The organism is Zunongwangia endophytica (assembly GCF_030409505.1).
GTDB classification, from domain to species: domain Bacteria; phylum Bacteroidota; class Bacteroidia; order Flavobacteriales; family Flavobacteriaceae; genus Zunongwangia; species Zunongwangia endophytica.
Genome location: NZ_JAUFPZ010000002.1, coordinates 3,344,651 through 3,358,874 on the forward strand (window position 1 = coordinate 3,344,651; position 14,224 = coordinate 3,358,874).

The 14,224-nt window shown below is 35.9% G+C and carries 16 protein-coding genes; 10 read left to right on the forward strand and 6 right to left on the reverse strand.

All coding sequences use genetic code 11. The features are described from left to right. Positions 1–2: 2 nt before the first annotated feature. The 5 genes from QWY91_RS14575 to can all read left to right on the forward strand — a co-directional run bounded on the left by QWY91_RS14575 (position 3) and on the right by can (position 5,282). A complete protein-coding gene (locus QWY91_RS14575) occupies positions 3–1,046 on the forward strand; it encodes a VWA domain-containing protein (protein WP_290236229.1) in 1,044 nt (347 codons plus the stop codon). A gap of 1 nt (position 1,047) precedes the next feature. After that, the gene (locus tag QWY91_RS14580) at positions 1,048–1,968 is read left to right on the forward strand and encodes a tetratricopeptide repeat protein (protein WP_290236230.1); all 921 of its coding nucleotides are present in this window, start codon (positions 1,048–1,050) and stop codon (positions 1,966–1,968) included. Positions 1,969–2,016: 48 nt separating this feature from the next. Then, on the forward strand, positions 2,017–3,798 hold the full coding sequence (locus QWY91_RS14585) for a BatD family protein (RefSeq protein ID WP_290236231.1): 1,782 nt from the start codon (positions 2,017–2,019) through the stop codon (positions 3,796–3,798). 2 nt (positions 3,799–3,800) lie between these two features. Then, positions 3,801–4,550: a tetratricopeptide repeat protein gene (locus QWY91_RS14590; RefSeq protein WP_290236232.1), complete on the forward strand. Its 750-nt coding sequence runs from the start codon at positions 3,801–3,803 to the stop codon at positions 4,548–4,550. Between the two features lie 99 nt (positions 4,551–4,649). Further along, positions 4,650–5,282, forward strand: a complete 633-nt coding sequence (gene can / locus QWY91_RS14595; RefSeq protein WP_290236233.1) for a carbonate dehydratase — start codon at positions 4,650–4,652, stop codon at positions 5,280–5,282. Between the two features lie 53 nt (positions 5,283–5,335). On the opposite strand, the gene QWY91_RS14600 is transcribed toward can, so the two are convergent. After that, positions 5,336–5,854 (reverse strand): CvpA family protein, encoded by a 519-nt coding sequence (locus QWY91_RS14600; protein WP_290236234.1) that lies wholly within the window; start codon positions 5,852–5,854, stop codon positions 5,336–5,338. A gap of 143 nt (positions 5,855–5,997) precedes the next feature. On the opposite strand from QWY91_RS14600, the gene QWY91_RS14605 reads away from it, so the two are divergent. From QWY91_RS14605 to QWY91_RS14625, 5 genes are all read left to right on the forward strand, one after another. Next, a complete protein-coding gene (locus tag QWY91_RS14605) occupies positions 5,998–6,354 on the forward strand; it encodes a hypothetical protein (RefSeq protein WP_290236235.1) in 357 nt (118 codons plus the stop codon). Between the two features lie 3 nt (positions 6,355–6,357). Continuing rightward, the gene (locus tag QWY91_RS14610; RefSeq protein WP_290236236.1) at positions 6,358–7,035 is read left to right on the forward strand and encodes a ceramidase domain-containing protein; all 678 of its coding nucleotides are present in this window, start codon (positions 6,358–6,360) and stop codon (positions 7,033–7,035) included. A gap of 92 nt (positions 7,036–7,127) precedes the next feature. After that, positions 7,128–8,147: a phenylalanine--tRNA ligase subunit alpha gene (pheS, locus tag QWY91_RS14615; RefSeq protein WP_290236237.1), complete on the forward strand. Its 1,020-nt coding sequence runs from the start codon at positions 7,128–7,130 to the stop codon at positions 8,145–8,147. Between the two features lie 78 nt (positions 8,148–8,225). Beyond that, a complete protein-coding gene (locus QWY91_RS14620) occupies positions 8,226–8,399 on the forward strand; it encodes a hypothetical protein (RefSeq protein WP_290236238.1) in 174 nt (57 codons plus the stop codon). Positions 8,400–8,419: 20 nt separating this feature from the next. Then, complete coding sequence (locus QWY91_RS14625; protein WP_290236239.1) at positions 8,420–8,815, forward strand: hypothetical protein; 396 nt, start codon at positions 8,420–8,422, stop codon at positions 8,813–8,815. A gap of 53 nt (positions 8,816–8,868) precedes the next feature. On the opposite strand, the gene QWY91_RS14630 is transcribed toward QWY91_RS14625, so the two are convergent. The 5 genes from QWY91_RS14630 to QWY91_RS14650 all read right to left on the reverse strand — a co-directional run bounded on the left by QWY91_RS14630 (position 8,869) and on the right by QWY91_RS14650 (position 14,217). Further along, positions 8,869–10,536, reverse strand: coding sequence for an LVIVD repeat-containing protein (locus QWY91_RS14630; RefSeq protein WP_290236240.1), 1,668 nt, complete (start codon positions 10,534–10,536; stop codon positions 8,869–8,871). A 110-nt stretch (positions 10,537–10,646) separates the two neighbouring features. Next, positions 10,647–11,642 (reverse strand): NAD(P)H-dependent glycerol-3-phosphate dehydrogenase, encoded by a 996-nt coding sequence (locus QWY91_RS14635; RefSeq protein WP_290236241.1) that lies wholly within the window; start codon positions 11,640–11,642, stop codon positions 10,647–10,649. A 522-nt stretch (positions 11,643–12,164) separates the two neighbouring features. Next, positions 12,165–12,749 (reverse strand): nicotinate (nicotinamide) nucleotide adenylyltransferase, encoded by a 585-nt coding sequence (gene nadD, locus QWY91_RS14640; RefSeq protein ID WP_290236242.1) that lies wholly within the window; start codon positions 12,747–12,749, stop codon positions 12,165–12,167. Between the two features lies 1 nt (position 12,750). Next, on the reverse strand, positions 12,751–13,323 hold the full coding sequence (gene gmk, locus QWY91_RS14645) for a guanylate kinase (protein WP_290236243.1): 573 nt from the start codon (positions 13,321–13,323) through the stop codon (positions 12,751–12,753). A 21-nt stretch (positions 13,324–13,344) separates the two neighbouring features. After that, positions 13,345–14,217, reverse strand: a complete 873-nt coding sequence (locus QWY91_RS14650; protein ID WP_290236244.1) for a YicC/YloC family endoribonuclease — start codon at positions 14,215–14,217, stop codon at positions 13,345–13,347. Positions 14,218–14,224: the final 7 nt, after the last annotated feature.

The following is a 14,224-nucleotide window of genomic DNA, read 5'->3' on the forward strand; positions in this document are numbered from 1 at the left end:
CAATGTTAGTATTTGAAGAAGAAATATATTTTTGGCTGTTTTTAGTCATTCCAGTGGTTTTACTGCTATTTGTTTTCCTTTTATTCTGGAAGCGAAAAGCACGTAAAAGCTTTGCCAGTAATGAACTTTTGGAAAGATTAGCACCTAATAAATCTAATTTTAAGCCTATACTTAAAGTTATTTTATTGTGCTTAGCTTTGGCTTGTTTGGTAGTTGCTTTAGTGAATCCTAAGATGGGAACTACCATGGAAACTGTAAAGCGAGAAGGCGTGGATATTGTATTTGCGATCGACGTTTCTAAAAGTATGGATGCTGAAGATATTGCACCTAGCCGTTTAGAGAAATCTAAGCAATTAGTACGACAAATTTTGGGCGGCTTAGGTAGTGACCGTGTAGGGATCATTGCGTATGCCGGCAGTGCTTTTCCGCAGTTACCCATTACGACAGATTATGCTTCTGCAAAAATGTTTCTTCAGGCGCTAAATACCGATATGATTAGCTCTCAGGGAACCGCGATTCGAGATGCAATCGATTTGGCAACCACTTATTACGACGATGATACGCAAACCAATCGCGTATTATTTATTATAAGTGATGGCGAGGACCACGAAGGTAATGTAGAGTCTATTGCCGATGATGCTTCAGAAGAAGGAATTAGAATCTATACCATTGGAGTAGGGACAGAAAAAGGTGGTCCAATTCCTATTAAAAGAAATGGTGTAGTTCAGAATTATAAAAAAGATCAAAATGGCGAAACAGTAATCACCAAGCTGGATCCCAATACGCTTAAAGAAATAGCTTCACAGGCTAACGGACAATATATAGAAGGTAATGTAACTAATAACGTGACCGAAACGGTACAAGATTTGTTACAAAACATAGAGAAAACTGAATTTGAAGCGAAGCAATTTGCCGATTATCAATCACATTTTCAGTGGTTTTTGGGTCTATGCTTTCTGTTTTTGTTTTTAGATGTATTCCTTCTAGAGAGGAGTACTGCCTGGATTAAAAAACTTAATTTGTTTAACGAAACAAAAAAGGGTTGATATGAGATGTATTAAACTAATTTTTGGACAAAGCTCGTTTTTTCTATGCTTAGCATTGATTATGTCGTCGACTTTAAGTGCGCAACAAAGCGACGATATGGAGAAGATGAAGGAAGAAGCAAACAGCTATTTAAACGAGGCTGAAAAAGCTTTGGGTGAAAACGATTTTGCAAGTGCCGAAGCAGCTTATCGAAAGGCTATTGCCAAAGATCCTTCTAATACCGCTGCCAAATATAATATGGGAAATCTGTATTATAATCGAGAAAAATCTGGAGAATCCCAGTCTAAATTTGTTGCGGCTAAAGAAGTGTCTGAAAATAAAGAAGATCGCCATAGGATTAATCATAACTTGGGGAATTCTTTTATGAAACAGAAGAAGTATAAAGAGGCAGTAGAAGCATATAAAAATGCGTTAAGAAATGATCCTACAGACGACGAAACTCGATATAACCTTGCTTTAGCTAAAAAGAAGCTGGAAGAAGAGCAGGAGAAAAATCAGGATAACAAAGATAATCAGGACGATCAGGAAAATAAAGATCAAAACGAAGATAAGCAGGATCAGGATAAAGATCAGGACGATAAAGGAGACGAGGGGAAAGATAAAGATGAAGAAGGACAGCCTAAAGATGAAGGTGATAACAAAGAACAGGATCCTAAAGATGGCGAGGGCGATCAAGAAAACGAAAAGCCAAATGAGCCAGATCCTAAAGAACAAAATAAGGGTGATCAGGACGAAAAGGATCAAAAAGGAAAGCCTGATGAACAAAAACAGCAAAAGCCCCAACCTGCCCAGGGACAACTTTCGCCTCAACAAATTAAAAGCTTGTTAGAAGCAATGAATAATGAAGAAGAGAAAGTGCAGGATAAAATTAATGCTGAAAAAGCTAAAGGAGTAAAAACCAGATCTGATAAAGATTGGTAATCTTCTAGATTTTTAAAATATAATTCAGATTAGAATTAAGGTTTACAAATGAAAATAAAGTTAATAGTATTAAGTCTGTTTTTATTTACTACCGGGCTTCTTTCTGCACAGGTGAAATTTACCGCAGAAGTTAGCAGGGAAGACATTGGAATTAATGAGCGCTTGCGTGTAGATTTCAATATGAATAAAGACGGGGATAACTTTACACCACCGTCATTTACTGGTTTTGCCGTTGTTGGTGGGCCTAATCAACAAGTAAGTAATAGATGGGTTAATGGGAAAAGTACATTCTCCAAAACCTACAGTTATTATCTGGAACCAACTTCCAAAGGAAATAAAACCATCGGCCAGGCTGAAGTAAAAATAGAAGGAACAGTTTATAAAACAACTCCTGTAAACGTCAAAGTTGGGGATGCTGTAGAACGACCTCAGGATGGTAATAATTCGAATATCGTTCCAGAAGACAACCTCCATTTTGTAGCGGAAATTTCTAAAGCTAACCCATATTTAAATGAAGCGGTAACGGTTGTTTATAAGCTGTATGTAAGTCCGCGTATAAGCGTTAGTAATTACAGAATGCTAGATAATCCTTCTTTTCCAGATTTTTGGAGTCAGGCGTTAGATAGTAGAAACGTTAGAGTAGAAGAAGGAACTTATCGTGGCGAGCCTTATCGTTATGTAGTTTTATATAAAACATTGCTTTACCCTCAAAAGACGGGTAAACTGGAAATCGATCCTTTGGCAGTTTCTGTCTCGGTTGATGTTCCCAGCCAGCGAAGAAGCATATTTGGAGGAGTTATTTATCAAACCGTTGAAAAACGTGTTACTTCAAATAGTCGAGAAATAGACGTAAAACCACTTCCTACTAAGGGCAAACCAGCAAACTTCTCTGGAGCTGTAGGTAGTTTCGAGTTCGATGTTGAGCCTAGTAAAACTACGTTAGATGCTGGAGAATCCTTAACAACTTCAGTAAAAGTTAGAGGTCGCGGAAATTTGATGCTTTTTGAGCTTCCAGATTTAACGGTGCCTAGCTCTTTAGAGATTTATGAGCCAGAACGGAAAGAAAATTTCAGTTCTAATGCAAACGGTACTCAGGGTAGCGTAGCCGAGGATTATACGATCGTTCCCAGCAGGAAAGGGAAGTATCCAATTCCGGGATTAAATTTCTCTTATTTTGATCCTCGATCAGAAACGTACAGATCCATATCGACAGAAGATATTATTATAGATGTTGAAAACGGACCTGTAGGAGCGCCAGTGAATGCGAATGCAAATAGTGATGGGGCAAATGTAGCAAACACTAATAAGCAAGCAGTTACTCTTAGCGGAGACCAATTTAGATATATTAAATTAAATGCAGATTTAAAAGCTATAAATGCTCCTGCATTTTTTAGATCATGGCTATTCTGGGCGTTGTTAATATTACCATTATTAGTTATTCCAATTGTGATTTTATTTGGTAAAAAGCGCGAAGCCAGAGCCAATGATGTCACTGGAAACAAAATTAGAAAAGCAGATAAGTTAGCGAGAAAATACCTTTCTGAAGCTAGAAAAAACCTTGGTGAGCAGCAGCAATTTTATATCGCTTTAGAAAGAGCAATGCATAATTATTTGAAAGCAAAGCTGCATATCCAGACCGGCGAAATGAGTAAGGAAAGGATAAGTGAAGTTCTTGCTAGTAAGGGCGTTGATAATACAACAATAACCCAATTTATTGAGATTTTAAAAAGTTGCGAATTCGCAAGATATACGCCTGCATCGATGGATACCATGAAACAGGATTATGACAAAGCAGCAAGTGTTATTTCAACTTTAGATAAACAATTGTAATTATGAAAAAGATCTTTTTTATCATATTGGTTTTTTGCACTACAGTTGGTTTTGCACAAAGTGAATCTATTTTTGAAAATGCCAACAAGCAGTATGCTGATGGTAATTACGAGCAAGCTATAAAAGCTTACGAGAAAATTTTAGATGAAGGTGAAGCATCAGTTTCAGTTTATTATAATTTAGGAAATGCCCACTATAAACTAAATCATATAGCTCCCAGTATTTTCTATTATGAAAAAGCGCTGCAATTGAAACCGAACGATGCCGATGTAAAGAATAATATCCAATTTGCTAGAAATATGGCGATGGATGACATCGAGACTATTGAACAAACCGGAGTTTCTAAAACAGTAAATAACTTAATTTCAACTTTTAGTTTTAATACCTGGGGAATTATAGCGATTGGTTTTATGATGCTCTTTGTGGTACTTTTTCTTTTATATTATTATGGTAGAAGTGTTTTACTGAAGCGAGTTTTGTTTGCTACTGCGGTAGTATGTATAATTTGCAGCGTCATTTCAGTGATATTTGCCTTTAACCAACAAAATCTTCAGTTAGATAATAATTACGCTATTGTTTTTAGTGCAGAGGCAGATGTTAGAAGCGAGCCTAATTTAAGAGGAGAACCTTCATTTGTATTACATGAAGGGACTAAAACCAAACTCTTAGAAAACTATCAGGAATGGTACAAGATCGAGCTAGCTGATGGTAAACAAGGATGGATCAAAAAAGATAGCATCAAAGAATTATAAGAATATTGCTATTTATTTTCTGTTTGAAATAAAATATAGGTGTAAAAGGCATATTTTTATAAATTGAAAGCTATTGCTTAATTTTAGACAAAAATAGATATGGAATTTTATAAGCAGATTTTAGAAAATAATAAGGAGTGGGTAAGCAATAAGCTAAGCTCTGATCCTGAATTTTTTAAGCGTTTGGAAAATGGGCAACAACCGCCTTTACTTTGGATAGGTTGTGCCGATAGCCGTGTTCCTGCCAACGAAATTATAGGTACGCAACCAGGTGAGGTATTTGTTCATCGTAATATTGCCAATATGGTGGTGCATACAGATATGAATATGCTTAGCGTTTTAGATTATGCGGTAAACGCTTTAAAAGTGGAGCATATTATAGTTTGCGGACACTATGGTTGTGGCGGAGTAAAAGCTGCTATGGAGAACGAATCTATAGGTTTGATCGATAACTGGATTAGACATATAAAAGATGTTTATAAAATGCATACCCAAGAGCTGGAAGCTATTGAGGATAAAAAAGAACGTTGGGATCGTTTTGTTGAACTAAACGTAGTTGAACAGGTTTACGATCTTGCTGAAACATCTATAGTTCAGAATGCATGGAAAAAAGAGCAAAAAGTAGTTATTCATGGATGGGCCTACGGTGTAGGAACCGGAATAGTTAAAGACCTAAACGTACATTTCAGCGGCAACGAAAGATTGGATGAGGTTTACAGATTAAATTTCTAAACTTCTATTGAGATACTATAGAAAAGGGAGCTTTTGCTCCTTTTTTTAATTCTTTAATTTTCAGTTGGATTCCAGATTCCTCTTTCTCGAGCTTCTCGCAAAATCGTAGGTAGAATGGTGGGGGCAATTATAGAGACTGGAGGGTAAAGCAAAGATTCTTCAACAGTTTCTTCTTCAACAATATCTATTTGTTCTTCCGTAGCTTTAAAAAACATGATCACTACACTAGCTAAAAAAGCTAGTTTTAAAAGTCCAAAAGCTCCTCCCAAAATCTTATTTACCATCCCAAGCGCAGCTAGATTAGCTACTTTTGTTAGGAATCTTCCTGCCATCGTAATCAAAAATAGAATAAGAATAAAAGTAACAGCAAAAGCTAAAAGATTGGTGATACCTTCTTCCCAATCTACATATCGGTCTAGAAAATCACTAAGAATATAACTGAAATAAATAGCGCCGTATATTCCTGCAATTAGCCCTATAAGCGCAGCAATTTCAGCAAACAATCCTCGAAAAAATCCTCGGATGAGTCCGTATAACAAAACAATTCCAAGAATAATATCGATAGTATTCATGCGTAATATTTAAAGTATAGGTAAGCTTTTTAAATTTTTGTTACAGAAAGAAAAAGATCACTCCTTGTTTTTTACATTTGGAGCTGGCTAATGAAACCCAAATCAAATATAAATAATTTGGTTTCAAAACCTATATTTGCAGCATGGCAAGAGATGAAAAATTAAAAGAGCGGTGGGAAGATCTTCAGCAAAAATTAGCAGTTCAATTTGCTGATGGTGAAAATATGGAGCTAGACGCCGTTATTTATATTATAGGAGTGCAAGAGCTGGGGCAGGTACATCGCCGTTTTAAAAAAGACCAGAAGGTAGATTTGATGCATATCGCTATTTGTAGGCTTTTAGAACCTTATGGATATTACGAGTTTGATTATTTTGATGATGATGGATGGCCACATTATAAAGTTTTAGAGCAATTACCAAGTCTAAAAGCAGGAGAGCAAAGTATTTTGATGAAGGAGGCGATTGTAAATTATTTTCTGGAAAAGGACTATATTTCTTAACAAATGAAATTGTTACTTTTTGCTGATTACCCGAATGATTCGGGGCCAATTTACAGGGAAACCGTGCTGGGAAGATTTCCGGTAGAACCCTTTAATACGCTTAGTAACATCTTCTTTATAGCGATCATAATTTACTTCGCTTATCGCGTGTATAGTAATTATAGAGAACAGTGGTTCTTGAGTTTCGCACTTCCTGTTTTGTTTATTGGCTGGGTTGGCGGTACGATCTACCATGCGACCAGAAGCCACGAAATATGGCTTTTGATGGATTGGGTGCCAATCGTTGTACTCTGCTTATCATCTTCCTTATATTTTGCTTCAAAAGCGAGTTCTAAAAAGAGGCAGGTAGTTGGTTTAATGATCTTGGTGCTTTTACTGGTCATTGGTATAAAATTTATTCCGTTTAAATCGCATGGAGAAAACTATGGATATATTGCAAGTGCGATTGGTGTGATGTTACCCATTGCCATCCATATATGGCAAACAAAATTTAGGCATGCTAAATTTATGGCCTTCGCGGTCTTAAGTTTTATAGTAGCCATAAGTTTTAGAGCATTAGATCGGTACATCCATTTTTCTATGGGAACACATTGGTTGTGGCACAGTTTCGGGGCTTTTACCGTATTCTTTTTGATGAAGTATATTTATCTGGATGCTAAAACTTCAAATTCAAAACCATAATTTCTTAGATTTTACTTCAGGTTTTATCGGCTTTTAATACAGTCTAAAGGCGTAAATTTTTATAAATTTGCGAACTTATAAGAATTGTATCTATGATTGATAAGATTAAGGAACATATCGCTGATGTCAAAGCCTTTAATGCTACGACAAAAGAAGAGATTGAAGCATTCAGAATTAAATATTTGGGGAAGAAAGGCATCCTGAATAGTTATTTTGCTGAATTTAAAAACGTTCCTAACGAACAAAAAAAGGATTTTGGGCAAACGGTTAACGAATTAAAGACTTCTACGCAGGATAAAGTGGAAGAATTAAAAAACCACTTAGAGAGTCTTGAAGAGGAAAAAGGAATTTACGGTGATCTTTCACGACCTTCTGAACCTTTAGAAATTGGCTCACGCCATCCAATTTCAATTGTAAAAAATCAAATCATAGAGATTTTCTCGAATATCGGTTTTAATGTTTCTGAAGGCCCAGAGATCGAGGACGACTGGCATAACTTTACAGCCTTAAACTTGCCAGAATATCATCCGGCAAGAGATATGCAGGATACTTTTTTTATTCAAACCGATCCTGATATTTTACTGAGAACACATACATCTTCAGTTCAGGTTCGATATATGGAAGGAAATGAACCTCCAATTCGTACTATATCACCGGGAAGAGTTTTTAGGAACGAGGCGATTTCTGCGCGTTCCCATTGTATTTTCCATCAGGTAGAAGGATTATATATCGACAAGAATGTATCTTTCGCAGATCTAAAACAAACGCTTCTTTATTTCACAAAACAACTGTTTGGAAAGTCTAAAATTAGATTAAGACCTTCTTATTTTCCGTTTACCGAGCCAAGTGCTGAAGTTGATATCTATTGGGGATTAGAAACCGAAACCGATTATAGAATCACCAAAGGAACAGGATGGTTAGAGATTATGGGATGCGGTATGGTAGATCCAAATGTGCTTAAAAATTGCGGAATCGATCCAACAGAGTATTCAGGATTTGCATTTGGTATGGGTATCGAGCGAATTGCAATGTTACTTTATCAAATAGGTGATATTCGCATGTTCTATGAAAATGACGTACGATTTCTAGAACAATTTAAATCGTCGATCTAATCCCTGCATAAGAATTTTGTGAGTTTTTTGAGAGAGGCGCATCTTTAAAAATGCGAACTTGGCTTTAAAATAAAGCTCATGAAAAAGACAGGTTTTTTTATTCTGGCAGGAATAATTTTAGGAGTAGCCATTTATTTAGCAATAGCTGTTTTAAAATTGACCATTGGTTTAATCGTGCTTGCAGTTGCGGCTGTAGTATTATTTGTGTTATGGAAGATGATTAAGCATAAATGGGAAGAAAAATTTGATTAGGAATTATAAAAAATGAAGTTTTGAAAAAGGATATTGAAATTCCTGAAGTTGAAAATGTTCATGTTGCCGCAGTAAGAGAGTTCAATGAAGCCTTTCAGGCAGATGAATGGAACGCTTATATCATCAACAACAAAAACGTGTCTATAGAGACGATTCTTATCGTTTCTAAAGGCTACGACGGCAAAAAAGAGACTTCTGTGATGCGGCATAAACTGGAGAAGTTACCACCACATTCTTTTGCCAAAATTGAATTTTTACAAGATGAAGTTTTAAGCTTAAATAACGAATATCAGGTAACTTTCTTCGCTGATAACAAGATGTTCGAAAAAACATTTTTGCTGAAGAAAAATACAGTAAGTGAAGACCGCCAAAAAGAAATCCCTTTAATACCGAAAAAAGGCGTTTTAGCATTATAAAAAAGAAAGCCTCTGATTTCAGAGGCTTTTTTGTTTGGGGTATTTATAGTAGTCTACTGAAGTTTATTAGACGTATCGTTATAATTACCAATTATAGTACTGCCGCTATTTTGTCTCACATCTCCAAACACGTGTATGCTAGAGTCGCTTCCAACAAATTCTAAAGTAGCGCCGCTATTTAGGTTTAGATTTCCATAAACGGTTAAACTTCCTTCGATACGTAGTACCGAACCACTATTTATATTCAAATTATCATTTTTGCCAAAAGTTCCAACGGCCATTGCTCCACGCATATTAAACTCACCTCGGCTATTGATGTTCGTACTTTTCTGAATATTTAAAGATCCACAAAATGTGAATATTCCACCAACATTAAGATGTTTTAAAGTAGCTGCGCCTCTATAAGCTTCTACCTGGTTACTGTTAATATTCAAATTAGATCGACCCGAGTAGATATCGAAAGATTCGCATGCTGCAAAGTTTTCATTTGCTTTTTGCTGGCTAATTTTAATGATTCTTAAACCACCTGTCCCCGAGGCTACAAAAATATATTCACCATCAGACTGAATGTAATTAGAAGAACCTTCTAAATCAACTATTCCTTCTTCTACTAAATTGTTATTATCATCTAATTTAGAAATTCCGAATCCTGCACCTCCGTTAGCCATTAAAATAAAATCACCAGCAACAGAAACAGCATTAGTTACAACATCTGAAGCATCATAATCTGCCTCAGGAAGCGTTTGGATGTTTAATTGCTGGAGGGAATTTCCAGAATTGCTATCGTAAATTCCTACTCCGTCACTACCTTCAGAAACTAAAATCGCCTGATCTTTAAAAGCAATCGTTCTTTTAGACTCGCTTGTAAGATTAGGAGTGTTGATGTTACTCAAAACCGAAAGATTTGATGGATCATACATGGTAAGTCCTTCGTTTCCGCTTAACACTGCAATTCTTCCGTTACCATAACTAATAGATCTTAAGTCTGATAGAGGTTGTTCTATTATTGTTTCTAGAGTTGCGGCATTGTATATGCCAAGAACGCCGGTGCTTCCACTAACTCCTATAATTCTATTCTGAAAACCTGCAATATCAACTGCTACATTTCCAACTATTGATTTAAGTTCGAAATCTTCCAAAAATTTTCCTTCTGAAACACTCACCATCCCGATGTTTGCGCGAGATTCCAAATTCAGAATTTCATCAGTATTTATTCCTGAAGAAAAATATAACTTCCTGTTATTGAAGTAAACTGATGTGAAATCTATCGTTTCTGAAGTTACTCGGCTTTCTACGATTGGATTTGTTTTATCACTAATATTGATAATATCAATTCCGCCAAGATAATCTTCGCCTTCGAGCATATAAGTTACATAGGCATAGTCGCCATCAATTTTCACATGGCTTGCCCTTAATGTCACTCCGGCAACTACAGGAGAAGCAACGTTTGCAATTTGCTCTAAGGCTATATTTGATACTTGCGGCTCCTCATCTGGTATAGCCTGTTTAGATAATAACGCATTTTTTGTTGCTGTAATAGAGGAAATACTTAAAACACCAGCTCCATTCCTATTAAGGACGCTTTCTAATTGACCTTCGTCATTATTGATTTCGAAATTTTGCTGCGTGTAGGCATTCTCATCAAAATCATCATTGTTATCACTACAAGAAATGGCAAAGAAGGAAGCTAATATTCCTCCCATCAGTAATTTTTTATTCATGTTCTGAGGCTTCAAATTTCGGTGAAATTAAAAATTTCTGTTTTATAAATGCGTAAATATTCGATTAGCAGGCGGTATAGCAAGTTAAGCGGTCGTTATTTGTCTTTTAACTAATCTAATTTATCGGCAAGTTTGGTGAAGGTTTTTTTAGGGTTCTTTCCTTCATAAAGTATTGCATAAACAGCATTGATAATAGGAGTTTTAGCTTTTCGGTCTTTGTTGATCTTGTAGGCGCTATCTGTCGCGTAGTAACCTTCAGCAATCATGCTCATTTCCATCTGGGCACTTTTAACCGTGTAACCTTTCCCGATCATATTACCAAACATTCGGTTTCTACTAAATACAGAATATCCGGTAACTAGAAGGTCACCTAAATAAGCAGAATCATTAATATTACGCTTCATTTTGTGGACTTTTTTGATGAATTTTTTCATCTCGCGGATAGCGTTACTCATTAAAACACTCTGGAAGTTATCTCCGTATCCAAGTCCGTGTGCAATTCCCGCCGCAATGGCGTAAATGTTTTTTAGAACGGCAGCGTACTCTGTTCCAACAATATCATCACTTGTTTTAGTTTTTATGTATTCGCTAGCTAAGAAACCAGATAACATTTTAGCTTTTTCCTCATTGCTACAGGCGATTGTAAGATAGGATAAACGCTCTAAAGCAACTTCTTCAGCGTGACACGGGCCGGTAATCACTCCGATATTTTCAAAATCAATATTGTAGAATTTATTAAAGTGTTCTCCAACAATCAAACTACTTTCAGGAACAATTCCTTTGATTGCAGAGAAAATCATTTTTCCTTCCAAAGATGCGGTTAGATGATCCAATTCAGACTTTAAAAAGGCAGAAGGAATGGCAAATATTAATACATCTGCAGCAGCTACAATTTCGTTAATATCATTACTTAAATGAAGCTGATTAATATCGAATTCTACATCGCTTAAGTAATTTGGATTGTGCTGATGCTTTTTTAAATGCTCAACAGCATATACACTTCGCATATACCAATGTACTTTTTCAAGATTCTCTGTTAGCATTTTTACGATGGCAGTGGCCCAACTTCCTCCGCCAATAACCGCTATGTTTGGAACTGTATTCATTTGTAAGGTTTGTTATACAAATACAAAATTAAAGATATTATAAGGGAAGACGGGACGCTAGGCGCTATTTGGAGAAAGTATAGTAAAAGTTTAACAGTAAATAAGTGTTCTTAAAGACAATCTTAATAGAAGTGAGGGCGTTATTGTAATGCGCTTCTTCTAACCAAAGAAGAAGTTCTTAGTTTTTTGGTTGGTTATTTAGTTTGAAAACCGCCTTGTATGAGAGATGCAGGGCGGTTTTTTAATTTATAATTCTTTATCGATTTTCTGAAAATTCTATCAGCCATTTCAATTTTTGGACGTATTTCATTTCTATTTTCCTTTGCCGAAAAAAGAAACAAAAATGCTAGGCTTACGAAACTTACTCTAAATTTTTAATTCGGAAGCTAAATTTTAGGAACTCATCCGATTTCCAATCGTGCTTAAACAGCCTAAAATTATACACGCTTATCTCATTATCAATTTTACGAGTAACCTTCGATAGGCCATAATTTGGCGTCTAAAGAAATTTAAATTATTCTATTATTTATAGAAATTGTTATGGATCACGTAATCCCAAACTTTGGCCGGTAACATTGGCTTTATAAACTTTCCTTCTTTTATCGAATCTCGAATAAAAGTTGCTGAAATTTCTATCACAGGCGCATCTACTCTGGTAATTTTTGGATGATCTTTAAATTGATTTTCCACTCTTCCGCCAGATTTTCTAGGATAAACGTACAAGGAATGATTTTCTAAAATTACCTCGTAATTTTTCCATTTATGCAAAGACTTTAAGTTGTCTTCGCCCATAATTAGACTAAAAGCGTTGGTTGGAAACTTCTCTTGTAGGTGAGCGAGCGTTTTTACGGTATAGTTAGGCTGCTCTAATCGAAACTCGACATCGCTGGGATGTAAATGTTCAAATTCTTCACAAGCCATAAATACCATATCTAATCGATTATGGTTATTTAAAAGCGTGCTTTTCTTTTTATGAGGATTGTGCGGGGTAACTACGAGCCAAACTTCATCCAGATCTGAAAATTCAGCCATATGATTTGCAATAATCACATGACCAATATGGATTGGATTAAACGTTCCAAAGAAAAGCCCAACTTTTTTATTCATTCTACTTTTTTATAAAATCTGAAACCAGATTATACGCCTCTTCTAAAGCGACCTCTAAATGTATATTTTCAATAATAAAATCAAATTGCGGTGCAGTGGCAAGCTCTATACTGGCTTTAGCGACACGCATATTAATTTTATCCATAGATTCTGTTTTGCGCTTTTTAAGTCGAATTTTAAGCTCTTCGATACTTGGGGGCTTTACAAAAACTGCTAAGGTCTTTTCAGGGTAAATATGTTTTATATCTAAACCTCCAACAACATCGATATCAAAAATAACGTGTTTTCCTTTTGCCCAAATGCGCTCTACTTCCGCTTTTAGTGTTCCGTAGAAATTATCGCGATAAACTTCTTCCCATTCCAGGAATTCATCGTTTTTAATTTTTGATTTAAAATCTTCTAGCGACAGAAAATAATAATCGGTGCCATCTACCTCGTTAGGGCGAGGATTACGAGAAGTCGCTGAAATAGAAAAATCAAGTTTTAATTCTTCTTGCTTTAAAAGATGTCTTACAATAGTGGTTTTACCTGAACCGGACGGAGCTGAGAATACGATGAGCTTCCCTTCTTTCATGGTGCTTTTACTTTATGGGGGTTATAGTACGTTTAAGATTTGCTCTTTAATTTTTTCCAGTTCGTCCTTCATTTGCACTACAAGCTGTTGCATTGGTGCAAAATTACTTTTACTACCTATTGTATTGATTTCACGCCCCATTTCCTGGCCTATAAATCCTAGCTTTCTACCGTTACTGTCTTGGGTATCCAAGGTTTCGGTAAAGTAAGCTAAATGATTTTTAAGTCTTACCTCTTCTTCGGTAATGTCATATTTTTCGATGTAGTATACCAGTTCTTGTTCAAAACGGTTCTCATCTACATTTTCTTTAAGATCTTCAATTCCTTTGCGAAGACGCTCACGTACGTTGTCCACACGCTCGGGATTAATTCGCATAATTTCGTCTAATAGATCTGCAATATTGTTTACGCGAAGTTTTAGATCTTTTTCTAAAGCAGCACCTTCAGCAGTTCGATATTCGTTAATTTCAGCAAGTGCTTCAAGAAGCGCTTTTTCGATGGCTTCAAACTCCGTTTCATCGATTTCTTCGCGCTCTGTTTTTAATGCATCTGGTAGGCGCATAGCGATTTCCAAAAGTTGAGATTCATGTTTACTGCCAATATTTGGTAAGCTTAAATCCATCATCTGTTGGATGTAACTCTTTACCGCTGCTGCATTCACTACGGCTGAAGTTTCATCATTGGATTGCTCTACATAAAGTGAAAAATCCACTTTACCTCTTGTTAAGGCGTTGGAAATTGTATTTCTAATCACCAATTCTTTCTCGCGGTATTGAGAAGGAATTCTAGCGTTTAAATCCAGATTTTTACTGTTTAAAGATTTTATCTCTATAGTAATCTTCTTATTGGAAAGTTGTAGTACACTTTTCCCAAAACCTGTCATTGATTGGATCATGCTTCAT

What these genes read in the sequence shown, in the direction of transcription:
- QWY91_RS14575 (WP_290236229.1), top strand. Translation starts at nt 3, where the DNA reads ATGTTAGTATTTGAAGAAGAAATATATTTTTGGCTGTTTTTAGTCATT.
- QWY91_RS14580 (WP_290236230.1), top strand. Translation starts at nt 1,048, where the DNA reads ATGAGATGTATTAAACTAATTTTTGGACAAAGCTCGTTTTTTCTATGC.
- QWY91_RS14585 (WP_290236231.1), top strand. Translation starts at nt 2,017, where the DNA reads ATGAAAATAAAGTTAATAGTATTAAGTCTGTTTTTATTTACTACCGGG.
- QWY91_RS14590 (WP_290236232.1), top strand. Translation starts at nt 3,801, where the DNA reads ATGAAAAAGATCTTTTTTATCATATTGGTTTTTTGCACTACAGTTGGT.
- can (WP_290236233.1), top strand. Translation starts at nt 4,650, where the DNA reads ATGGAATTTTATAAGCAGATTTTAGAAAATAATAAGGAGTGGGTAAGC.
- QWY91_RS14600 (WP_290236234.1), bottom strand. Translation starts at nt 5,854, where the DNA reads ATGAATACTATCGATATTATTCTTGGAATTGTTTTGTTATACGGACTC.
- QWY91_RS14605 (WP_290236235.1), top strand. Translation starts at nt 5,998, where the DNA reads ATGGCAAGAGATGAAAAATTAAAAGAGCGGTGGGAAGATCTTCAGCAA.
- QWY91_RS14610 (WP_290236236.1), top strand. Translation starts at nt 6,358, where the DNA reads ATGAAATTGTTACTTTTTGCTGATTACCCGAATGATTCGGGGCCAATT.
- pheS (WP_290236237.1), top strand. Translation starts at nt 7,128, where the DNA reads ATGATTGATAAGATTAAGGAACATATCGCTGATGTCAAAGCCTTTAAT.
- QWY91_RS14620 (WP_290236238.1), top strand. Translation starts at nt 8,226, where the DNA reads ATGAAAAAGACAGGTTTTTTTATTCTGGCAGGAATAATTTTAGGAGTA.
- QWY91_RS14630 (WP_290236240.1), bottom strand. Translation starts at nt 10,536, where the DNA reads ATGAATAAAAAATTACTGATGGGAGGAATATTAGCTTCCTTCTTTGCC.
- QWY91_RS14635 (WP_290236241.1), bottom strand. Translation starts at nt 11,642, where the DNA reads ATGAATACAGTTCCAAACATAGCGGTTATTGGCGGAGGAAGTTGGGCC.
- nadD (WP_290236242.1), bottom strand. Translation starts at nt 12,749, where the DNA reads ATGAATAAAAAAGTTGGGCTTTTCTTTGGAACGTTTAATCCAATCCAT.
- gmk (WP_290236243.1), bottom strand. Translation starts at nt 13,323, where the DNA reads ATGAAAGAAGGGAAGCTCATCGTATTCTCAGCTCCGTCCGGTTCAGGT.
- QWY91_RS14650 (WP_290236244.1), bottom strand. Translation starts at nt 14,217, where the DNA reads ATGATCCAATCAATGACAGGTTTTGGGAAAAGTGTACTACAACTTTCC.